16 protein-coding genes and 1 tRNA gene are annotated in these 21,161 nt (G+C 42.6%); 8 read left to right on the forward strand and 9 right to left on the reverse strand.

Annotation, left to right across the window (positions count from 1 at the left end; genetic code table 11):
* The first annotated feature begins 148 nt into the window (after positions 1-148).
* Positions 149-637, forward strand: a complete 489-nt coding sequence (locus ACSBL2_RS08840; protein ID WP_442591324.1) for a transposase — start codon at positions 149-151, stop codon at positions 635-637.
* Positions 638-1,114: 477 nt separating this feature from the next.
* Here the strand turns inward: ACSBL2_RS08840 and ACSBL2_RS08845 are convergent.
* Positions 1,115-1,188: transfer RNA gene (locus ACSBL2_RS08845), tRNA-Pro, on the reverse strand.
* A gap of 564 nt (positions 1,189-1,752) precedes the next feature.
* Here ACSBL2_RS08845 and ACSBL2_RS08850 point away from each other — a divergent pair.
* Both ACSBL2_RS08850 and ACSBL2_RS08855 read left to right on the forward strand, forming a co-directional pair.
* Positions 1,753-2,004, forward strand: coding sequence for a hypothetical protein (locus tag ACSBL2_RS08850; protein WP_442591325.1), 252 nt, complete (start codon positions 1,753-1,755; stop codon positions 2,002-2,004).
* A gap of 78 nt (positions 2,005-2,082) precedes the next feature.
* Entirely contained in the window at positions 2,083-3,837 is a 1,755-nt protein-coding gene (locus tag ACSBL2_RS08855; RefSeq protein ID WP_442591326.1) for an ATP-binding protein, read from the forward strand.
* A 101-nt stretch (positions 3,838-3,938) separates the two neighbouring features.
* On the opposite strand, the gene hutG is transcribed toward ACSBL2_RS08855, so the two are convergent.
* The 6 genes from hutG to ACSBL2_RS08885 all read right to left on the reverse strand — a co-directional run bounded on the left by hutG (position 3,939) and on the right by ACSBL2_RS08885 (position 10,714).
* Positions 3,939-4,961 carry a formimidoylglutamase gene (gene hutG / locus ACSBL2_RS08860; protein ID WP_442591327.1) on the reverse strand — a complete coding sequence of 341 codons (1,023 nt, stop codon included), beginning with the start codon at positions 4,959-4,961 and terminating at the stop codon, positions 3,939-3,941.
* A gap of 114 nt (positions 4,962-5,075) precedes the next feature.
* A complete protein-coding gene (gene hutI, locus ACSBL2_RS08865) occupies positions 5,076-6,302 on the reverse strand; it encodes an imidazolonepropionase (protein WP_442591328.1) in 1,227 nt (408 codons plus the stop codon).
* Between the two features lie 14 nt (positions 6,303-6,316).
* The gene (gene hutU, locus ACSBL2_RS08870) at positions 6,317-7,990 is read right to left on the reverse strand and encodes a urocanate hydratase (RefSeq protein ID WP_442591329.1); all 1,674 of its coding nucleotides are present in this window, start codon (positions 7,988-7,990) and stop codon (positions 6,317-6,319) included.
* Positions 7,968-9,530: a histidine ammonia-lyase gene (hutH, locus tag ACSBL2_RS08875; protein WP_442591330.1), complete on the reverse strand. Its 1,563-nt coding sequence runs from the start codon at positions 9,528-9,530 to the stop codon at positions 7,968-7,970. Before hutH ends, hutU begins: the two co-directional genes overlap by 23 nt.
* Positions 9,523-10,032 (reverse strand): MarR family winged helix-turn-helix transcriptional regulator, encoded by a 510-nt coding sequence (locus ACSBL2_RS08880; protein ID WP_442591331.1) that lies wholly within the window; start codon positions 10,030-10,032, stop codon positions 9,523-9,525. The genes hutH and ACSBL2_RS08880 overlap by 8 nt, the downstream gene beginning before the upstream one ends.
* 91 nt (positions 10,033-10,123) lie before the next feature.
* Entirely contained in the window at positions 10,124-10,714 is a 591-nt protein-coding gene (locus tag ACSBL2_RS08885; protein ID WP_442591332.1) for a 2OG-Fe(II) oxygenase, read from the reverse strand.
* A gap of 117 nt (positions 10,715-10,831) precedes the next feature.
* Between ACSBL2_RS08885 and ACSBL2_RS08890 the strand changes: the two genes are divergently transcribed.
* From ACSBL2_RS08890 to ACSBL2_RS08900, 3 genes are all read left to right on the forward strand, one after another.
* Positions 10,832-12,445 (forward strand): Na+/H+ antiporter, encoded by a 1,614-nt coding sequence (locus ACSBL2_RS08890; protein ID WP_442591333.1) that lies wholly within the window; start codon positions 10,832-10,834, stop codon positions 12,443-12,445.
* Between the two features lie 439 nt (positions 12,446-12,884).
* Positions 12,885-13,370, forward strand: a complete 486-nt coding sequence (locus ACSBL2_RS08895) for a CinA family protein (protein WP_442591334.1) — start codon at positions 12,885-12,887, stop codon at positions 13,368-13,370.
* Positions 13,371-13,621: 251 nt separating this feature from the next.
* Positions 13,622-16,000: an ABC transporter permease gene (locus ACSBL2_RS08900; RefSeq protein WP_442591335.1), complete on the forward strand. Its 2,379-nt coding sequence runs from the start codon at positions 13,622-13,624 to the stop codon at positions 15,998-16,000.
* A 40-nt stretch (positions 16,001-16,040) separates the two neighbouring features.
* On the opposite strand, the gene ACSBL2_RS08905 is transcribed toward ACSBL2_RS08900, so the two are convergent.
* Complete coding sequence (locus tag ACSBL2_RS08905; RefSeq protein WP_442591336.1) at positions 16,041-16,940, reverse strand: class I SAM-dependent methyltransferase; 900 nt, start codon at positions 16,938-16,940, stop codon at positions 16,041-16,043.
* Between the two features lie 181 nt (positions 16,941-17,121).
* Between ACSBL2_RS08905 and ACSBL2_RS08910 the strand changes: the two genes are divergently transcribed.
* Together ACSBL2_RS08910 and ACSBL2_RS08915 are read left to right on the forward strand one after the other, a co-directional pair.
* On the forward strand, positions 17,122-17,709 hold the full coding sequence (locus ACSBL2_RS08910) for an RNA polymerase sigma factor (RefSeq protein ID WP_442591337.1): 588 nt from the start codon (positions 17,122-17,124) through the stop codon (positions 17,707-17,709).
* Positions 17,706-19,214 carry a hypothetical protein gene (locus tag ACSBL2_RS08915; protein ID WP_442591338.1) on the forward strand — a complete coding sequence of 503 codons (1,509 nt, stop codon included), beginning with the start codon at positions 17,706-17,708 and terminating at the stop codon, positions 19,212-19,214. Before ACSBL2_RS08910 ends, ACSBL2_RS08915 begins: the two co-directional genes overlap by 4 nt.
* A gap of 15 nt (positions 19,215-19,229) precedes the next feature.
* Here ACSBL2_RS08915 and ACSBL2_RS08920 read toward each other — a convergent pair whose 3' ends face one another.
* Entirely contained in the window at positions 19,230-21,023 is a 1,794-nt protein-coding gene (locus ACSBL2_RS08920) for a mechanosensitive ion channel family protein (RefSeq protein WP_442591339.1), read from the reverse strand.
* Between the last annotated feature and the right edge of the window lie 138 nt (positions 21,024-21,161).

Consider the following 21,161-nt stretch of genomic DNA (forward strand, 5'->3'; position numbering starts at 1 on the left):
TGTGTTTATTGGAATAATGATGTTCTTGGTTGTTAACTTTAAATCTTATTTTTTATTTATTTATGTTTAAAATTGATCTAGGGAGCTGTAGTTGCCCGGATTTTTTCGACTTTTCAGCAGTCTGGTTTTTCGGGGGGAGGTCAATTTTATGAGTGACGTGCTTACAAATGGGCGGAAATTCAGAACGCTAAATGTGATAGATGATTATAACCGGGAGGCTATTGCCATTGAAGTTGCCCATTCTATGCCCGCCCTGCGGGTAACAGAACTATTAGAACGAATAATTCAAGAGCAAGGAAAGCCAAAAAGCATCAGGACTGATAATGGTCCGGAATTTATAAGCAAGGAATTTAATACCTGGTGCGAAGAGAATAATATTGAAATACAATATACTCAACCAGGTAGGCCGATGCAAAATGGATACATAGAACGTTTTAACAGGAGCTTCAGGGAAAGCATTCTTGATGCATATTTATTTGAAGATATCATGCAGGTACAAATACTGGCAGAAGAATGGGTGGCCGATTATAATTCCATGAGGCCACATGAAGCCCTAGATGGTAAAACACCTTTGGAATATAGAGCACAATGGAGCCTCAGCATGGAGTCAGCTCCGCGGGAGCTGACTCCATGCTGAGGCATGAAAAATAATATATAAATTTGAATTCTCGCCTCCTAAACCGGTTCGAAAAAAGGGAGGGTTACATCAGTACTCAAATACGAAAGAGAATTTTGAAGAAGCAGACATTATTAAAAATATTAACAAAGAACAACAAGAGTTAATCTCGAATGTTATCAAAATTGAATTGAACAAAGGGAATAAAATATCAACTCAAAATGCTACCAAGGTTTTATTCTTTCTGTTAAAACTTGCAGAAATTTGTATTTCTATCAAAATCAAGATCGGTTAAAAAAAGAAAATATTTAAAAGCTTGAACGTGGTTCGAATCCTGTCAACATATTTCAATATTCTCAATTTTTAATTCAAAAATAATTAAAAAACACTTTTGCAACTAAAGAAAATCTCAACAGGAACCCTTCCTATGGAAATAAAAAGGCATTTAAACAAAAAATGGCGCCACTTGTCTTTAAGTGGCGCCATTTGGCTTTTCAGTCGGGGTGGCAGGATTCGAACCTACGACCTCCTGCTCCCAAAGCAGGCGCGATACCGGGCTACGCTACACCCCGAAAAATTGGTATCACCTTTAGTATTTTACATAAAATTAAGAAATCCTCCTCAATTGCTGTGCGACAAAAGTAAGTAAATTGAGGTGACTTTTTTAATTTCTTAAGCTCCAAAAGACAAAAAAATCATAATGCATTGCTTTTCAAGCAGAAAAAAATCAAAAGAGTAACGAAATAATATAGAAAGCCTATCAAAACATCACAAATAGGCATAGAATTGAGCTCAGATGGGTCCATAACATCATATTTAATCCAGTCCGATTGCCTATTTACGGCCTTCCTTCTTTGTAATCATAATGATAATCAACCCTACCAAAATGGAAGGGTTTACCAGCTGTTTTTTTTCAATACAAACGTGTTTTATGTGTAATCGTTTGATAATAAGCGTGTAGTGTTTTGGTTGGTTAGCCTGGCATTCAATTCGCTTTCATGAGTCAAAATGAACCATGGATATAAACAATCATCACCATATCAATAAATACATTGAAATATATGAATAAGTTGGCGAATAAAGCTGATGACTGTCTTACTCAACTCATTTAAGTACAGATATTAAACATTAACCACATGAGTACATACCTGGAGTTTCTATTTACAGCGTTATTGATTTTTACAGGCAGTATCTTGCTCCTAAAATTCCGCCCTTCAAATAAAAGAAGATCGGGGAGTTTTCATAAGGGTAAAAAAAGTGGAACGAAGAAAACAGTTCCTGTTTTAAGTAAAGATTCATTTAAATTTATGGTGTTTTTGTGTATTGCCTGTTTATTCTTACCGGAGATGAGGTATCTGATGGGATCTGGACTGGTGATCTTCTGGTAATACTCGTCATCTGTAAAGAGCAAAGAAAAAGATGTCTAACAATTTTAACGTGTGCTATTTAAAAAAATGATATTATAAATGAAGATAAAAACAAAACTCCGCCTTGGATTTGGATTCCTTTTCCTGGTGGTACTGTTCTTCGGGTTCATTTCGCTTTATTATATGAACCAGATTTCAGTAAGTGCGAAAGTGATTCTGAAGGATAATTATAAAACCCTGAATTACACCAGGGAGATGAGAAGAATGCTGGATGAAAATGAACTGCCCCTCTCTAAAACACTAACCGCTCATTTCAGGGATCTCTTGCAGAAGGAGAACTCAAATCTTACAGAAAAAGGAGAGGAGCAGGCACTTCAGCTACTCAGTACTGCATTTGATACCGCTGTAAATCCCCTTCTTCCTGCAGCAACACAAAAAATTGCTTTAAGCCGGATCAAGCAACAACTGGCAGTGATTGATGACCTGAATATGTCAGCCATAGTAAGAAAAAATGAGGTGGCGCAGGCTTCCGTAGAAAAAGCGAGCCTCTATTTAATTACAGCAGCCTCTTTTTGTTTTCTGGTGTTGTTTTCTTTTATCGTGAATTTCCCTGGTTTTGTGGCCAATCCATTAAGAGAGTTTTCAGAAGCAATAGAGGCTATCGGACGAAAAAATTATAAACAACGTCTTGAATTTGATGGTGCTGATGAGTTCTCCGATCTCGCAAAATCTTTTAACGAAATGGTTGCTCAGCTGAATAAATGGGAGAATAGTAATCTTGCCAAAATACAATCCGAGAAATTAAGGATAGAAGCTATCATTGAGCAAATGCAGGATGCGATTATTGGCCTCAATGAACGTCAGGAGATTATTTTTATCAATAATTCTGCTGCACAGGTGCTGAACTTAAATGAAGGACAGGTTGTAGGAACCAATGTGACCAGCCTGATGAAGAAGAATGACCTGCTTGGCAGGATGATGAAGGAGGATAAAAAGAATGACCTGATAAAAATATTCGCAGATCATAAGGAATCTTATTTCCAGTTGGAAAAGAGAGAGATTTTGGTCCCTGAATATGAGGACCAGGATACTCCAATCATCAGACAAAGCACGAGGACTGCGGGGATGGTCTGTATTTTGAAAAATGTTACCCAGTTTAAGGAGCTGGACGAAGCAAAGACCAATTTTATAGCCACCGTGTCTCATGAGCTTAAAACCCCAATTTCTTCCATTAAGATGAGCGTGAAATTGCTTGATGATGAGCGGGTGGGGGACATGAATACCGAACAGAAGGAACTGATCAGCCATATCAAAGAGGATTGCAGCCGTTTGCTGAAAATTACCAGTGAGTTGCTTGATCTGGCGCAGGTGGAGACAGGGAATATTCAGCTGAATTTTGTAAATGCCAAACCGGAAGATATTGTTGCCTATGCGCTTAATGCTGTGAAATTTCAGGCAGAACAGCGTTTCATCCAATTGGAACTGAACAGCAAAAATGTGGTCTCTTCAGTGAATGCGGACGTAGAAAAAACAGCCTGGGTGCTGATCAATTTCCTGTCAAATGCATTAAGGTACAGTAGTGATAAAGGTAAAGTGATGATACAGGTGGAAGAAAAAGGTAAAAACATTGAATTTTCTGTCCGTGATTTTGGAAGGGGTATTGATGAACAGTACCAGAAAAGATTGTTCGACCGCTATTTCCAGGTCCCAACTGATGGGAATAATAAATCAGGATCCGGATTGGGGCTCGCCATATCAAAAGATTTTATAGAAGCAGAAAATGGTAAGATCTGGGTGGAGAGTGAAATTGGTGAAGGGAGCAGATTCTGTTTCTCACTCCCTGTTGTTCAGTAAAGTACTGTGTTTCCCCATAACGTATGGTGTTATTCAATAGCTGCTGTGGTACTGAATAAATATGAGGTTGGACAATACCTATTTCTTCGGAGGGTTGGTTGTTATGGACTGATCATCTTAAATGCCAGTGCTGCCGCAAGTTTAGAGGTAGCATTATTCTGGTCATATTTTGGATTACATTCCGCGATATCACTGCTGATGACCTTTCCACTCTCCAGGATAACCTGCAGGCAATGGAAAAAAAATGGATCAGGAAACAGCCCGTTATAGGCAACAGCACTCACTCCGGGGGCTACAGAGGAAGAAAATACATCCATACAGATGGTTAGGTATATCGCAGAAGATTCCGCTATAAAGGTGTGGATTTTATGTAGCAGTTCTGTTTGTTCATGAGGCATGAATTGCCCGGCAGTGATATAATTAACCCCCAGGTCATCGGCCTTATCAAACAGTTGTTTGGTATTGCTGTTTTTCTGGATCCCAATAGGGAGGTAGCGGAATTTTATATTCTCCTGCTGACAGTCATTGGCGATCTGCAGGAAGCCTGTACCGGAGTTATAGCCGTTTTCGTTGCTTTCGCGCATATCGAAATGTGCATCGAAATTAATGATGCCAATAGGAGCTGAGGGAGCTAAATAATTCTTAATCCCGTTATAGTGCCCATAAGCGATTTCATGCCCCCCTCCAATAACCAACGGTTGATAACCACTCATTAATGCATATTTTACCATAACGGAAAGTGCCTGCTGGGCTTCTTCCATGTCATGATCCGGACAGATGATATCTCCTAAGTCTACAAAAACCAGGCTTTCCTCAAAGTGTACTGGCAAACTGCCACAGGCTTTCCTGATATAAAAAGGCCCCTCTTTTGCTCCAACACGTCCTCCGTTGCGTTTCACACCTTCATCGCAGGAAAAACCAATCAGGGCAATGCCTTTTTTGTGCTCTAAATCGGGTAGGTCCTGTTTGAACAGGTCGATTAAAATAATGCGCTGATGCCAGCGCTGAACATTATTTTCGTTGCCGTCATTACGGCCGTTCCATACATCTTCAGCGGTCTTTCTATAAAATAAAGGATTGATATTCATAAAGGCAAAATGGGTAGTGTGGTGTGTATCTTTCATTAGCTTATACAAATTTCGTTCCTTCCTGCAGGTTTATTTCCGGCAAGATTGCTTTCTGATTGGTTTAAAATCCTTTTTTCGCAGATTCAATTGTGGTGTGATGAGGTTAACTGCTTAAATAACAGTGCCTTTTTTCCATATGCTGATTGGTTTTAGCTTGCCCTGCAGATATAATATTTCTCTGTAATCGGCACAGGGATAAGCCTGCATATCAGCCAGCATTCCGCTGGATAGGGCACCCCTGTCGGTCAGCCTTAAGGCATGTGCTGCACGGAAAGTGAGTCCCGCGAAAACTTCTGCACTGCTTAGCTTTTCAGCAGCACTCATAACGGCAGCCTGCATCAGTAAATCGCCCATTGGTGCCGAGCCCGGATTCCAGTCGCTCGCAATAGCCATACATGCACCGGCATCAAGCAGCTTCCTTGCTGGGGCATACTGCATTCCCAGGCCTAATGATGCGCCCGGTAAAACAACGGCAACAGTATCCGAATTTTTAATCAGCTCAATTTCCTCATCGCCTGAGGCTTCAAGGTGGTCTGCCGAAGCTGCACCCAGCTGCACTGCTACACGTAAACCTCCGGTAGAGAACTGATCGGCATGTACGGTGAGTTCAAATCCGAGTTCCCTCGCAGCAATCAGGTAATCTGTGGCAGTAGTGGGATCAAAAGCATTTTCCTCAATGAATATGTCTACCCTGGAACACAGATTTTCCTGCTTGAGAGTGGGAAGCAGGTTGCTGACTACATGATGAAGATAATCTGCTGCTGCACCTTCAAAATCTTTCGGCAACAGGTGAGCTGCCAGACAGGTAGGGATCAGATCTGCTTTTGTAGATTGTCCCGCGATGCTGATGGCCCGCAGTTGCTTGAGTTCATTGGATATATTGAGTCCATAACCGCTTTTTACTTCAATCGTGGTCACACCTTCCGCCAGATGACGGTTGGCACGTGCGGTTAGCAAAGCAATCAGTATAGATTCTTCCGCAGCCCGCGTTTGCTGGACAGAGTCCCAGATGCCTCCACCTGCCCTTGCGATCTCCATATAGGTTTTCCCCTGGATACGAAGACTATAATCCTTTGCCCTGCTACCGGCAAAACAAATATGGGTATGACAATCAATAAATCCAGGCAACAGCACCCTGTCGCCTTGAATGTCTTCAATCCTGGCTTCGGGGTGCTGCGTTTTTAACAGGTCAAAATCACCCGTTTCCAGGATCAACCCATCCTGTACGAGCAGGCCACCCTGAGGGATGATAGGCAATTGATCATCATTCAATGCTCCCTTTAAGGGCAGGTTGGCCATGGTAAGGATTTGTGTAAATGGGCCTATAATTGTTTTCATGATCTTTTTTTTATTTACCATACTTTCAGGCCGAATTCTTCCGCCCATTTTTGTGCTTTGTCGTACCCCGCATCCGCATGGCGGAATATGCCCATGGCGGGGTCATTGTAGAGTACCCTGCTGATACAGGACGCTGCCTGTGCTGTTCCGTCGGCTACGACTACCATTCCCGCATGCTGGGAATAGCCCATTCCCACGCCTCCACCGTGGTGGAAGGATACCCATGTGGCTCCACCGGAGGTATTGGCCATCAGGTTTAACAATGGCCAGTCGGATACCGCATCTGAGCCATCTTTCATGGATTCCGTTTCCCGGTTTGGTGATGCCACCGAACCACAGTCGAGGTGGTCCCTGCCAATCACGATAGGGCCTTTTACTTTTCCGCTGGCGACCAGTTCATTAAATAACAGTCCGGCTTTTTCTCTTTCCCCCATACCTAACCAGCATATCCTGGCTGGTAATCCCTGAAAGCTTACTTTCTGTTGTGCTTTTTCCAGCCAGTTGATTAAATGGGTATTCTCCGGAAAGGCTTCCATCAAAGCACGGTCAGTGGTATAGATATCTTCCGGATCCCCGGACAAGGCTACCCATCTGAAAGGGCCTTTTCCCTCGCAGAATAAAGGACGGATATAAGCAGGAGTGAAGCCTGGGAAATTAAATGCATCAGGTTCACCTCCCTGCTTGGCAAATTCTCTTAAGTTATTTCCATAGTCGAAGGTTACGGCACCCATTTCCTGTAATTTAAGCATGAAGCCTACATGGCGTGCCATACTTTTCAGGGAACGCTGCTTATATTCTTCGGGTGCATTTATGCGTAGTTCGGCAGCCTCAGGCAGTGATAAGCCATTGGGAATGTATCCGTTTAAAGGATCGTGTGCTGAAGTCTGGTCGGTTAAAATATCCGGCACCAGCTTATCTGCAATTAAACGTTCCAGTAAGTCGCCGGCATCGCTGACGAGTCCTACAGAAAGGGGCTCCCCCGTAGCCTTTGCTTCATTGATCCAGGTGATAGCCTCTTCGTAACTGTGCGTGATTCGGTCTATATATTTGGTATCTACCCTTTTCTGGATTCTTGAGGCGTCAACATCTGCGCCAAGGAATATTCCGCCGGCCATTGTGGCTGCCAGGGGTTGAGCGCCACCCATTCCACCAATACCTGCACTCACAATAAGTTTACCCTGCAGGTTATGCCCAAAATGCTGACGTCCGCATTCTACGAAGGTTTCATAAGTCCCCTGAAGAATCCCCTGTGTACCAATATAAATCCAGCTCCCTGCGGTCATCTGTCCATACATCATTAATCCTTTGCTGCGCAGTTCGTTGAAATGTTCCCAGGTTGCCCATGCAGGTACCAGGTTACTGTTCGCAATGAGTACACGTGGCGCCTGGGGGTGACTCCTGATGATGCCTACAGGTTTACCGGATTGTACCAGCAAGGAGTGATCTTCATCCAGTTCCAGCAGAATTTCAATGATTTTTAACAGGGATTCCGGATTCCGTGCTGCCTGGCCTATGCCGCCATACACCACAAGCGCTTCGGGATTTTCAGCCACTTCGCCATCCAGGTTGTTTAACAACATCCGTAATACCGATTCCGTCTGCCAGCTTTTGGCGTGCAGCTGCATGCCTTTCGGCGCTTTATAATGCGGGTGGTTCGCGTAGGTTTTAATAAATTCCGAATTCGTCATCGTTGTTTAAGTTTAAATGGTTCTGGAGAGCGGCTTCATTTGCTGTCGTCAACAGCAAGCCACTGGTGATCAATTGGTGCAGCTGATTGATGTCATCTGCAAAGACACGGTCTTCATTGATAAATGGGGTATGCTCACGTACCAGCGCATGGCAGGCTTCTACTACCGGTGCCGACTTCAGTGGTTTTCTGAAGTCCATTGCCTGTGCCGCATACAGGAGTTCAATGGCCTGAATATATTCGAGGTTATCAATTACCTGATGCAATTTTCTACCGCTGATCGAACCCATGGATACATGGTCTTCCTGTCCTAAAGAAGTAGGTACACTATCGGCACTTGCCGGAAAACACAGGGTCTTGTTTTCTGTCACCAATGCTGCGGTGGTATACTGGGGAATCATGAGCCCTGAATTTAGACCTGCATCTGCAGTAAGTAATTTAGGAAGTCCGTATTTCCCTTCATTCATCAGGTAACAACGCCTGTCCGATATATTGCCCAACTCTGCTGCGGCGACCGTTACATAATCCATTGCCATTGCCAAAGGCTGGCCATGGAAGTTACCCCCGCTGATGGAGTCTTCAGCACTGAAAATAATCGGATTGTCTGTCACTGAGTTCAACTCGATCTCCGTCAGTTCTTTCAGGTGTAGCCAGGCATTTCTGGAAGCACCATGTACCTGAGGCATGCAACGGATAGAGTAGGGGTCCTGAACCCGGCTGCAGTCAATATGAGAGAGGCCAATCTCAGAACCTTCCAGTAAAGCGGAGAGACGCTGAGCGACCAGTTTTGTTCCTTTGTAAGGTCTGAGCTGATGCAGGCGTTCGTCGAAAGGACGCTTGGATCCTGTTAAACCTTCCAGAGACATGGCACCGATGAGGTCGGCAATGTCCAAAGCATGACTTAAACGTTCTACTGCTTTTACCGCAAAGGCCAGGATAAATTGGGTGCCATTGATTAAAGCGAGCCCCTCTTTCGGCCCCAATGCCAGCGGACTTAAACCATGTTCTTCCAGCATTTTCGCGGAAGAGATGCGTTCTCCCTTACGAAATACTTCCCCCAGTCCGATGAGCGGCAGAAATAAATGCGATAAAGGCGCTAAATCGCCGGATGCACCTACAGAACCTTTTTCCGGTACCACGGGAATCACATCATTGTCTATATGCCATACAATCCGCTCCAAAGTTGCCAATGCTATGCCAGAATATCCCTGTGCCAGGGCATGAACTTTGGTAATCATCATGATCTTCGCAATTTCCTGAGGGATAGGTTTTCCGACGCCGACACTGTGACTTTTCAGGATATTGATCTGCAACAGGGAAGTATCACTTTCGGAGATATGCGTATCACATAGTGGACCGAATCCGGTGTTTACCCCATAAACGGGTTGCTGGCTGTGTACAATTTTTTTTACTTCTTCCCATGAAGAAGTGATGTTTGCTGCAGCTTCCTGGTCAATAAGGCCCTGCGTATTTCCTGCTGCTATAGAAAGGCAGATCCCACTGGTTAGGTGGCCTGTGCCGTATGAAAATGTATTATGCATTGGTTGGTGATTTTTCTGTCTGATGAATTTTGTCGGTGATACTTTTAACGATGTTTGTGGATTTAAAGGCAGTTTCCAGTTTGGTGAGCTTATCTAATAAATCCTCACTTTCTGCTCCGCCACCTGCTACCTCTTCCATCGTTTCCCGAATGGCATCCCATATCGGGATAATTTGCACTAAAAGCGCTTTGCCTTTTGGACTCAGCTGAATCAACTGTTTACGCGCATCATCCGGACTTGTGGTCGCTATCACCAGGTCTTTACTCTTAAGATTGGTGATCAGCTGGCTTGCGGCAGGATGGCTCACTTCAATGTGTTCACATAATTCCTGTATGGACAGGGAATGGTGTTGCGACAAAAGATGGAATACCGGAAACCAGGTTGTTTCAAAAACGATCCCTTCAGCACGGTAAGATTTGTTAATTTCTGAGAGGAAAAGCTCACTCAGGCGCTTTAGCCGACTTCCGAGAACCAGGTATCCTAAAGATTGATAATAATTCATGGCTAAATATATAAGTAATTATATAAGTACTTATATATTTAGCCATGAATTATTTTTTAACGCCCTTATTTTGACGCTTTTTACCTCCCTCCTAAACTTTCAACCAGCCAGTAATACTCCTTCTTGGTTTATTCGCTACCAGCACTTCGTGTTCCAGTTCACTGCTTTTAAAAAACACACTCTTCCCATTCAGGGGAGATATATGCTGGCTGCTGTCTTTATGATATACACAAAGTTCACCTCCATCTTCCTGTTGCCAGTCGGTATTTAAATACGTAATCATGGAATATTTCCGGCTTTCATTGTTGCGGAACTGATCCAGGTGTTTCTTGTAAAAACTTCCTTTTTCATAGAGGGCATAATGAAATTCATACCCCGTGATACCAGTGTAACAAGTACTGTTCAGATGGCTGACAAATTTATCCATCAGGTCGAAAAAATCATTTTCCCAGGGATCGTTATGCTTTCGGTCCAGCCAGTAAATACGGTCACTTCTGACAGATTTGTTGTGTGCCACGGTGGTGTCGTTTCCTGTTCCTGCGGAAAGGAAGAGGTCATTTTTAAAGAGATTATCCATATTGTCCTTCAGATGGGAAGATAGGGAGGCACTTAAAAAATTTTCTGCTATACCCACATTATTGTCAATAAAACTATCGATCAGTGTATTAAATATCTTTTGCAAAAGTGATGGGGAGGTTAGCACTATGATTGGCAAATCGCCGGAGTTTCGGTAAGGTAGTCTTAATTTTTTTTGTATTTTGCGGCAAAAATCATTATTCTTCAAAAAGTGCCCTCATCTATGTTTCACGAACATCTTTTATTAATTCTTGTGCTCCTGCTTGCTGTATTTATGCTGATTATGGTTGGACAGAAATTGAAAATATCCTATCCGATCTTCCTGGTACTTGCGGGCCTGGGAATAAGTTTTATTCCCGGCATTCCGAAGATAGAGGTACAGCCGGATATGATATTCCTGCTTTTTCTTCCCCCGCTTTTATATGAAGCGGCTTGGTATACCTCGTGGAATGATTTTATGAAATGGAGAAGGCCAATTGGGATGCTTGCCTTTGGACTTGTTTTTTTAACCTCTATTATTGTTGCCTATGTGTCTGTAGCGATGATCCCAGGTTTTACCCTGGCACTCGGATTTCTGCTTGGAGGGATTATTTCTCCTCCTGATGCAGTTGCGGCAGGTTCCGTATTAAAGAATATTAAAGTACCGAAGCGTATCACTACTATTCTGGAAGGGGAGAGTTTAATCAATGATGCCTCCAGTTTAATTGTATTCCGTTTTGCCCTGGCGGCAGTGCTTTCGGGACAATTTTCAATGACCCAGGCTGTAGGGCAGTTTTTCATTGTCGCTGTCATGGGAATCGTGATAGGACTGGCCATAGCACATATTTTATATGTGATACACCGTTTCTTACCTACAACCCCCAGCATGGATGCCGCACTCACACTGATGTCTCCATATATGATGTACCTGGCAGCAGAAGAATTCCATTTTTCGGGTGTAATGGCTGTTGTTAGTGGCGGTTTATTCCTTTCTTACCGCTCTCATGAGATTTTTTCTTCCAGCAGGGCGCGTCTGCAGACCGTCAATGTATGGGCTACTGTGGCTTTTATTCTTAACGGATTGGTTTTTATACTGATTGGCCTGGAGTTGCCGGCAATTATGGCCGATATGGGTGAATATTCTATCAGCGAAGCGATCTGGTACGGTCTGGTGATCAGTGTCATTTCAATTGTGATTCGTATCCTCTATGTGATGCCTATTGCCTATGTACCTAAATGGATGGGAAGAACGAAAAGAGCTGACCTGAAGAATCCTGCCTGGAAAGGGCCTTTGATTATAGGCTGGGCTGGGATGAGAGGGGTGGTTTCATTGGCATCAGCCTTATCTGTGCCTTTATTGCTTGGCAATGGACAGGGATTTCCGCACCGTAACCTCATTCTGTTTATCACTTTTGTTGTTATCCTGGTTACCCTCGTATTTCAGGGACTGACATTGCCGGTCCTGATCAGGTGGGTAGGGATAAAAGATACCGGTGATTTTCTACCTGAAGAAGAACAGGAGGCTGGTATTCGTCTCCGCTTGATGAAAGCCTCACTGCATAAACTGGATGAAAAATACAGCCATGAAATAAAGGACAACGAACTGGTGGGATTTTTTAAGAAGCAACTGGAAAATGATGCGTTCATTGTGGAACAGCAATTGGAGTCCTTAACCTGTGATGAAACGGAGAAAAAGGAACTAGACCTTTATCGTCATATTTTACTGGATATTTATAGTGTTCAGCGCCATGAACTGGTCGCATTGCGAAAAGAAAAGTTCTACAGTGACGAAGAACTGCGTAAGCAGGAAAGTCAGCTTGATCTTGATGAAGCCAAGGTTTTAGGCAACCTGGATTAATTTCATGAAACTCTGCTGAATGTAGAATTTTCATTTGTTTTCTTATCTACCTGATAGGGGTAAGATTATTGTTAATCGATAGTTAATGATAAGGGAGTTGAACAGTGTGACAATAGTTTTCTAATGAACTAGAGTTCCATGATTGACAGTTGAGTCATGTTTAACTCGTACCGGATGCACCATGAATGCAGGATGATCTTATCCCTCATCAGATAACCATTTGTCCCTGCTCTATTTTCGGTATTCTGATTGCTTTATGGGTATTGAAAATGTTTTGCCAGTTGATTTTGTTTTTGTGATTAAAGGTTGTGTTTTTATCTTTTCGATCATTTTTATTTGTATCTTGTTGGTAATTCTAAAATTTGGGGGATTTGTGCTAAACTTTTAGCTGGATAATTTGTTTTTAATTAAGCAATACCCATTAGCTAAACAACCAGATATGGCATTAGAGATCGTTGAAGAGTGCAGTAAATTCCTGATCAGGGAAGGATTTACCATTGCCTTTGCAGAAAGTGCTACAGCAGGACGTATATGTGCTGAATTCTCCCTAGCCAAAGATGCCGGGAAGTTTTTAAAAGGTGGGATTGTCTGTTATGATGCCTGCATTAAGCAGGATTTACTCCATGTCCCTGATCAACTGATTAAACAGTTTACACCAGAATCTGAAGAAGTCACTGAAGCGGCAGCACTTGGATTGAGGAAACTGATCCCTGCAGATATCCATATTGCAGTAACCGGCCTGACTTCTTCCGGTGGAAGTGAAACAATCAATAAACCTGTAGGTACGATCTTTATTCATGGGGTAATCGATAAAAAAATGTTCTCTGAAAGATGCCTCTTTAAAGGAGACAAAGAGGCTATACTCCTTCAGGCAGTAGAGCGGGTGGCCGGACTGATTTTGAACCGTGTGTTTTTTATGTACTGACCTGCCTTAGCCGTATCTCATTGGAACAGCTGATTGATATACTGTCAGCATCAGCGCTAATCCCATATAAAATTTTAAACTACCTTTGCTGAGTGCTAAAGGAAACTGTGGACAAATGCTGTTCAAATTTGAACATGAAACTGTTCGTTAACGTACACTTTTGAGCCCTTATCGAAGGTGTAAGTACAGTAAAGCTCGTTTTACTCCATGGCACAAGATTGGTATGTGAAGCAATATATACACCTCGCATTATGTTTCAACATCATTTGTTACTCCTCTATAGAAACCTGAAAAAGTACAAAAGTTCTTTTTTTATCAATCTGATTGGACTTTCTGCAGGCCTGACTTGTGCTTTGCTGATTTATCTGTGGGTGAATGACGAATTGCAGGTCGATAAATTTCATCAGAAAAGTGAGCGTTTGTTCCAGGTCATGGAAAACCAGACTACAGCAGATGCAATTCTTACAGGGGATGGCACGGCTGCAGTTTTAGCACAGACCTTACTGGCTGAATTTCCGGAAGTAGAAAGTGCCGTTGCCAGCTCTCCCTCTTATTGGCTGGAGCATACAAAAATAGAAGTGGGGCAGGGTCACACGGTGATTAACGCCGGAGGTAAATTCGCCGGAAAAGATTTCTTCACTTTATTTTCTTATCCCCTGATCACAGGAAAAGCAGATCAGGTGTTAAACGTTAAAAACAGCATCGTAGTTTCTGAAAGTCTCGCTCAAAAGTTATTTCATAGTTATGATGTGGTTGGAAAAGAATTGATATGGAACAATGCAGATATCGATAAACCGCTGCATGCGGTAATTTCCGGTGTTTTTAAAGATATTCCTGGCAATTCTTCAGATTATTTCGATTTTTTGATTTCACTGGATGTACTGTTCAATATATCTCCCAATTTCTCCAACTGGGGGAATGCAGGTCCTCATACTTTTGTGGTATTGAAGAAAGGTGTAAACCGGGGTGAGTTTGAAGCCAAAATTAAGGATTTTATGAAATCCAAAGGGCAGAAGGACAGGACGCTTTTTATCAGGCCTTATGCCGATGGTTACCTCTACGGTAAATATGAGAATGGGCTGCAGTCTGGCGGAAGAATTGAATACGTAAAGTTATTTTCCATTGTTGCTGTATTTATCTTATTGATCGCCTGCATCAATTTCATGAACCTGTCGACCGCAAAAGCTTCCAGAAGAATGAAGGAGGTGGGGATCAAAAAGGTTCTTGGTGCACAGAGAGGCTCATTGATTATCCAGTATATGGGAGAATCTATGCTGCTTACCTGTATGTCCTTATTTGTTGCTTTGCTGCTTACAGAACTCCTGCTTCCCCAGTTTAATGTAATTACCGGCAAACTTCTGCATCTGCATTTTGACATGCAGATGATCAGCTCTTTATTGGGGATTACCTTTATTACTGGTTTGATTGCAGGAAGTTACCCATCTTTTTATCTTTCAGGTTTCCATCCGGCACTTGCTCTTAAAGGGAAGATTGGAAATACGGCGGGAGAATTTTTTACCAGAAGGGGCTTGGTGGTATTCCAGTTTACTCTTTCCGTTGTTTTGATGGTTTGTGTATTGGTGGTATACAAGCAGATTGAATTTGTACAGACAAAAAATCCGGGATTTCAAAAGGAGAATGTGGTATATATTGAAGCCGATGGGGCGCTTAAAGACCGGGCGAATGCTTTTATGGCAGAAGTGAGAAAATTACCAGGGGTGAGAAATGTAGCTGGAATGGACAAGCGTTTCCTTGGTGATCTCCACGCCACAACAGGTGACTTCAGCTGGGAGGGAAGGGATCCTAAAGAGGTGATCAAGTTCCAGCATGCTGGTTTTAACAGTGGAATGGTGGAAACATTGGGGATAAAGATGGTGGCAGGACGCAGCTTCTCCCCGAAGTTTGGTGCCGATAGCAATAAAATCATGATCAATGAAACCGGACTCAGGGCGATGCGTTTAAAGGAGCCTATAGGTAAGGTATTTACACTTTGGGGAAAGGATTACCAGATTATTGGAATAGTGAAAGATTTCCATACAGAATCCCTTCATGAGATGGTAAAACCTATGTTTATAAGATTTGATGGGGTAAAAACCAGCAGGGTAATGATCAGCATAACCGCTGGAAAAACTACGGGAACGTTGTCAGACCTGAAAGAGGTTTTTGAAAAATATAATCCGGGAAGATCTTTTGAATACAAGTTCCTGGACCAGGATTTCCAGGCACAATATGTGGCGGAAAACAGGGTAGCATTGTTGTCGCGATATTTTGCAGCACTCGCTGTGCTAATATCTTGTCTTGGCCTGTTCGGTCTGGCTGCATTTACTGCAGAACGCAGGATGAAAGAGATTGGTGTGAGAAAAGTACTGGGAGCCAGTGAATGGAGTATTGTTTATATGTTATCTAAAGATTTTACTCAGCCCGTTATGATATCCATTATTGTGGCCCTGCCATTGAGTTATGTGATGAGCCGATCCTGGCTGGATACCTTTGCTTACCGTATAGACCTGGAAGTATGGTATTTCCTGTCTGCCGGACTTCTGGCCCTGGTGATATCCTGGATTACCGTGGGAATGCAGGCGGTAAAGGCTGCTTCGGTGAACCCTGTTCAATGTTTGAGGGATGAATAATGGTGGTCGCTACTACAAATAATAGTTGCTGATGTCGATTTCAGATGAAAGGGTTTTCCGGAATGGCTACAATATGGTAGCCGTTTTCTTCCAGTTCCCTGATCACCACCGCTTCTGGTATCTGTTTAAAAATGACTGCGGATAGCACCTGTCCTGGAATGATTTTACATTTCACCAGAAAATCGAGAATTTGTTTCTTCAGTCTGATGCTTCGGAATTTACTATTTCCCGGTTGTGCCGCCATATTTTCTGCTCCTTTGAAATAAAAATTGGGATTAATTTTCTTAAATGCGACCAGGGGCAAATTAAGGCCGGCAGCAAATTTTTCGAATTCCCTTTCGGATACTTTATAAACGAAATTGCCAACAGGCTCAAAAGAGAAACGGTTTTTCCAGAGTTTATTTACGAATAAAGATCCTGTGGGCAACAGGTTTACAAGAAATAATAACAATGGCATTTTTGAAATAGGATCCTGCGGTTCCATAATGACAATTCCTTTTTTCGCTACCCTCATCATTTCATATAATGCTGCATATGGCCTGGGGAAGTGATGGTATGATTCTTTACAAAGTACAAAATCGAATTGGTCGTTAGGAAAAGAAAGCTTTTCTGCATTTTCTGCAGCACATTGCGTGATGATTTCCTCCTCCCTTGCGATACTAAGGAAATCTGTATTGAGGTCTGTTGCCAATACGCTACCTCCCTTGCTGATGATATATTGTGCATCATATCCATAGGCATCCCCAACAGTAAGCCAGTGATGAGACCCGCTTTCCAGCAATGGGTCAAGACATTCGAAAAACAGCTGCTGCAACCAGTGTGATATGGTTAATTTTCCTTTCAGTTTGTTATTGCGGTAATAGTCGATTTTTGATTCCCTGGTTGGATAATGCTGATTATACCAGTTCTCGTGAAGGTCATAGCTTTTGTGATGGTACATAAATTTCTTAATGAGGTGTTATTCTTATTACGAGTGTACAGCACCATTCGTTGGGTAGGATTTTAATGAAAATGATAAAATAATAATTATAAAAAAAAAGTTCATATTCGCCCAGCGTTTTCAACTCCAGCTGCGTAACCTCAATAGATGACAATATATTTTCCGGAACTTAACTTATGGAATGAAACTTTTTGCTAGTCAGGAAGAACGGTTGGTTAGCGGCTGTAAGGCTAACCAACGTGCTGCGCAGGAGGGCTTGTATAAGTTGTTCTATGCTGAAATGCTGAGAATATGTTACCGGTACCTGAAAGCTGATGAACTCGCTGTTGAGGCCCTGAATGCTGGTTTCTTAAAAGTATTTCAGCACATCGGCAGTTTTGATGGTAAGAAGGGAGAGCTTGGTGCCTGGATCAGGACAATCATGCTGAGAACCTGTATTGATCTCGGCAGAAAGGAAGCCAGATTTTATGAGCACAATGGGGATGACCAGGAGATAGATGAGGTGGTGGTGGAACCTGAAATACTGGATAAATTATATGCTCAGGATCTTCTCCATGCAATTCGGCAATTGCCGGGAGCTACGCAACTGGTTTTTAACCTTTCTGTGATTGAAGGGTATTCCCATAAGGAAATTGCGGAGCAGTTACAGATAGGAGAGAGTACGTCCAGATGGCATTTATCGGAAGCCAGAAAACAGCTGAGGACGATCATTCATCCTGAGCACATCAGTTCAAATAAACCTACTGAAAATAAAAATACAGCAACATGAGAAATTCAGGATGGTATCATAAATTATGGCGTGATAAGCTGAACGAACTCCCGGTTGATACGGGGAATCTGGATGCGGTATGGAAAGAGATGAAGACTACTCTTGAGCAACAGCTGCCGGTAACCGGGCTGGTTGAGGGTGGAGTGGTTAAATCATTAACAGCAAAAATTATTTCAGTTCTTACCTATGCTCTTCCGGTAGCAGCAATGGTTGTTGCAGCTGCTTATTTTATTCTTTTACCTGAGAAACCTGGTCAATTACATCCTGGCCAATCGAAGGAGACGATTAAAAAGAAGACTGGACCTGATGCTCAGGAAATCTTTTCAGCAGATAGTGTTGTTACGGAGACAGACACGACAAGAATTTCTGCTTTTGAGCAGGTAGATAGCCTTTCAATTCGACAACAGCAGCTGCTAAAGGATTCCTTAAACATGGAAAAGAGGAATCATGATGCCGATCCTCCGGCAGATTATCATGGGAACCGTCGTCCGGTAGTTCATGGTGGAAAAGTATTGAGGATTGCGGATAAAGACAATTTGCTGGAGAAGCAAAGGAAAAGAGGGGCGGTGTTGAACAGTAACAGAAATTCAGTAGGGTTTAACAATTTATACCAGCAGCAGTTAGCCTATCAGGGAAAAATAGGTTGGCTGGATTCGTCGTTTCATGAGGATCGTATTAAACTCCTGACGTCAACATTCGTAGTTAACGAACAGGTGGTATCCCGTTCAGGGAAAGCTGTTATGGATAGGAAGGCAAAGAGAGAGGCACTGAAACAAGGTAAATTACTGAAACAAGGTAAGTTGTTAACTAAAGATAATAGAAGGGCAGTCAGCAAAATTCAAAAAGATAAAATTCCGGGAGATAAAAAAGCAAAGGATAAAAAAGTAAAAGATAAAAAGGCTGAGAAGAGCAAACCCAGGGAGATTGTGACACCGGATTATAATTACGGATTAATGATGGGGATGAATAGCCCTGATAAAAGTTTGTATCTGGGAGTCTTTGGCAGCTATGCTTTAAACAACAGATGGATCATCAATGGTGGCATTTCTGTAAACAGTAAACGATTGATCGAAGGAGAATATTCTCATGAAAGTTATTATAAGCCGGATTCCCTGCCACGTTTTGTTGTTATTGATTCAAGGAAAATACTAGTGATTGATATTCCTTTGAATCTGCAATACAGGGTTTCGCGGAAGATCAGTGTAAAAGCAGGCCCTGTGGTCGGGCTGACGCTAAAGCAATCGGCCATAAGCAGTAAAATAGGTCCGCTGGCTGATCCAAGGGACACACTTTATCATAGTAAACAAATTGATACGGCCTTAAGAAATACCACTGTCCCTAAAATCAACATTGGCTTCAGGGCTGGACTGAGTTTTCACCTGGGGCAGTTTGACATTGAGGGGAGTTATCAGATTCAGCCCCCCTATAAGGTGAAAAGTGATTTGGGAAGCTACCGTAAGTCATACCAGGTATTCCAGCTGGGGATTGGTTACCGGTTTAAATAAAGACCTTGCTGCGGATCAATCACCCGCAGGATCGCCATTTCTGATCACACTGTAATTCGGTGAAAGTATTTCTATTCCGGCAGTATTAAAGGCATCCTGAATATTTTCCAGCAGGCTGCTGTAAATTACCGCCTGTTTGTTGGCTTCCCTGGTATAGGCGTTGATCTGATAGGACACATAAAAATCATTCAGGCTCGTCTGTAAGACAAAAGGTTTCGGGTCTTCAAGAATATATGCAGTTTTTAAGGCCGACTGGATTAGTAAATCATAGACCTCCTTCCAGGCAACATCATAACCTACTGTTAAGGTGTAATGAACAATCAGGCCCTCGCTTTCTTTCCGGGTATGGTTGGAATAATTGATGGTACTGGAGGAAAGCACCATAGAATTGGGAACCGTAATGTCTTCGTTTTTGATCGTCTTGATACGGGTAACCAGCATGGTCTTCTCCATAACGTCACCGGTAACTTCCCCTATTTTCACCCTGTCACCTACTTTGAAAGGACGCATATAGGTAATCACCAGACCGGCAACAATATTGGTAATGGCACTTGAAGAACCCAGGGAAATCAGTATGCCCAGAAAGACGGATACCCCCTGGAATGCCGGAGAGCCTGATCCCGGTAAATAGGGAAATATAATGATCAGCATGAAGGCATAGAGAATCACCCTCAGGATATTGAAAGTCGGTATCGCCCAGTCCGCATGGAAACCACGCAGCTGGATATTCCCCCTTCTTACCTCTGTAAAGAAATAACGGATTCCTTTTAAGACATATTTAAAGATATAATAGATGACTAAAACGGTGAAGAGGTTGGGAAGATAATGTATAATGGAATTCAGGGCGGTATGTACCGGACTCAATATCCAGCTCAGCAGCGTCCCTGTCCATGCTTCAGTTACAGGAAATAAGCTGAACAATAAGGGTAGGGAGAGATAAATAATCAGGATGATGACGGTAATGCGCAGGATGTTGTTCAGTCTGACCAGCGCCTTTTCCAGGTGGGATGGTGTAAATATCCTGACATTCTTGATGGTCAATCCATTCAGAAATCTATCCTGGCGGGAGGAAATAAATTCAGATGACCTCCTGAATAAATAATTGATGGCTTTTATAATTATTGCCAGCAGAAGAATGATTAAAATGACCAGGCCCAGTCTTTTTAGCCAGTTCAACAAGCTGTTGGCTTGCTGTTCCTCAGCCACGCTCTGGTTGATCTTTTGCAGGTATTCTTTGGCCAGCTGCGCGTTGCTTTTCCCGAACCACAGACCGTCAAGGTCGGCCACGGAGAGGATGATGTCGTTACCCTTGTAGACAAGGTCATAGCTGTCTTCATTTTCTATCACAGCCAATGAATCTGTAGCATAGAACGGGTCTTCATATAAAGCTTCTATTTTTCTGGAAATGGCAGCAGCACGTTCTGAAGCATTGAAGGAACCTGTTCTGGTATAAATATAAAAAAGGGTATCATTATTTAATTTTACCGGGTATCCTTTCGCATTCTTTTTTAGTGCCTGTATCTTTTCGATCTGATGTATTTTACGCAGTGAATCGCTGATGACAATCTGACGAAGTTTTTGCTCCAGTTCTATCGTTTTTTTTGCATTTCCCGTTGCCTGCTGAAGTTCTTTCTGCAGCTGGATCTTGACTAAGGAATCTATTTGCTGCTGCTGGTTGTCCTTTATTAATAAAGCCTCATTCAGGTTCAGATTTTCAGTTTTTAGCGTGTCCGGTAATTGTTGTGCAATGCCGGGAAGCATAACCATCAACAGGCAGGAAATCATCAGAAAAATCTTCAGTCTCATCATAGGGGCAGCTTAGTTATTTCTTTTAAAGCTACACATATCTGTCGTAACACCAAAATAGGCCCTAACTGACTAAAGTTCTGTTGATGTCTTTTGGTTAAGAAGCGCTATAACTGATTCAGGTAGGCTATAGGCGCCCTA

It is taken from the genome of Pedobacter sp. AW31-3R (assembly GCF_052180285.1).
Classification (GTDB): domain Bacteria; phylum Bacteroidota; class Bacteroidia; order Sphingobacteriales; family Sphingobacteriaceae; genus Pedobacter.

Coding starts and splice junctions, on each gene's coding strand:
- ACSBL2_RS08840 (WP_442591324.1), top strand. CDS start 149: ATGAGTGACGTGCTTACAAATGGGCGGAAATTCAGAACGCTAAATGTG.
- ACSBL2_RS08850 (WP_442591325.1), top strand. CDS start 1,753: ATGAGTACATACCTGGAGTTTCTATTTACAGCGTTATTGATTTTTACA.
- ACSBL2_RS08855 (WP_442591326.1), top strand. CDS start 2,083: ATGAAGATAAAAACAAAACTCCGCCTTGGATTTGGATTCCTTTTCCTG.
- hutG (WP_442591327.1), bottom strand. CDS start 4,961: ATGAAAGATACACACCACACTACCCATTTTGCCTTTATGAATATCAAT.
- hutI (WP_442591328.1), bottom strand. CDS start 6,302: ATGAAAACAATTATAGGCCCATTTACACAAATCCTTACCATGGCCAAC.
- hutU (WP_442591329.1), bottom strand. CDS start 7,990: ATGACGAATTCGGAATTTATTAAAACCTACGCGAACCACCCGCATTAT.
- hutH (WP_442591330.1), bottom strand. CDS start 9,530: ATGCATAATACATTTTCATACGGCACAGGCCACCTAACCAGTGGGATC.
- ACSBL2_RS08880 (WP_442591331.1), bottom strand. CDS start 10,032: ATGAATTATTATCAATCTTTAGGATACCTGGTTCTCGGAAGTCGGCTA.
- ACSBL2_RS08890 (WP_442591333.1), top strand. CDS start 10,832: ATGTTTCACGAACATCTTTTATTAATTCTTGTGCTCCTGCTTGCTGTA.
- ACSBL2_RS08895 (WP_442591334.1), top strand. CDS start 12,885: ATGGCATTAGAGATCGTTGAAGAGTGCAGTAAATTCCTGATCAGGGAA.
- ACSBL2_RS08900 (WP_442591335.1), top strand. CDS start 13,622: ATGTTTCAACATCATTTGTTACTCCTCTATAGAAACCTGAAAAAGTAC.
- ACSBL2_RS08905 (WP_442591336.1), bottom strand. CDS start 16,940: ATGTACCATCACAAAAGCTATGACCTTCACGAGAACTGGTATAATCAG.
- ACSBL2_RS08910 (WP_442591337.1), top strand. CDS start 17,122: ATGAAACTTTTTGCTAGTCAGGAAGAACGGTTGGTTAGCGGCTGTAAG.
- ACSBL2_RS08915 (WP_442591338.1), top strand. CDS start 17,706: ATGAGAAATTCAGGATGGTATCATAAATTATGGCGTGATAAGCTGAAC.
- ACSBL2_RS08920 (WP_442591339.1), bottom strand. CDS start 21,023: ATGATGAGACTGAAGATTTTTCTGATGATTTCCTGCCTGTTGATGGTT.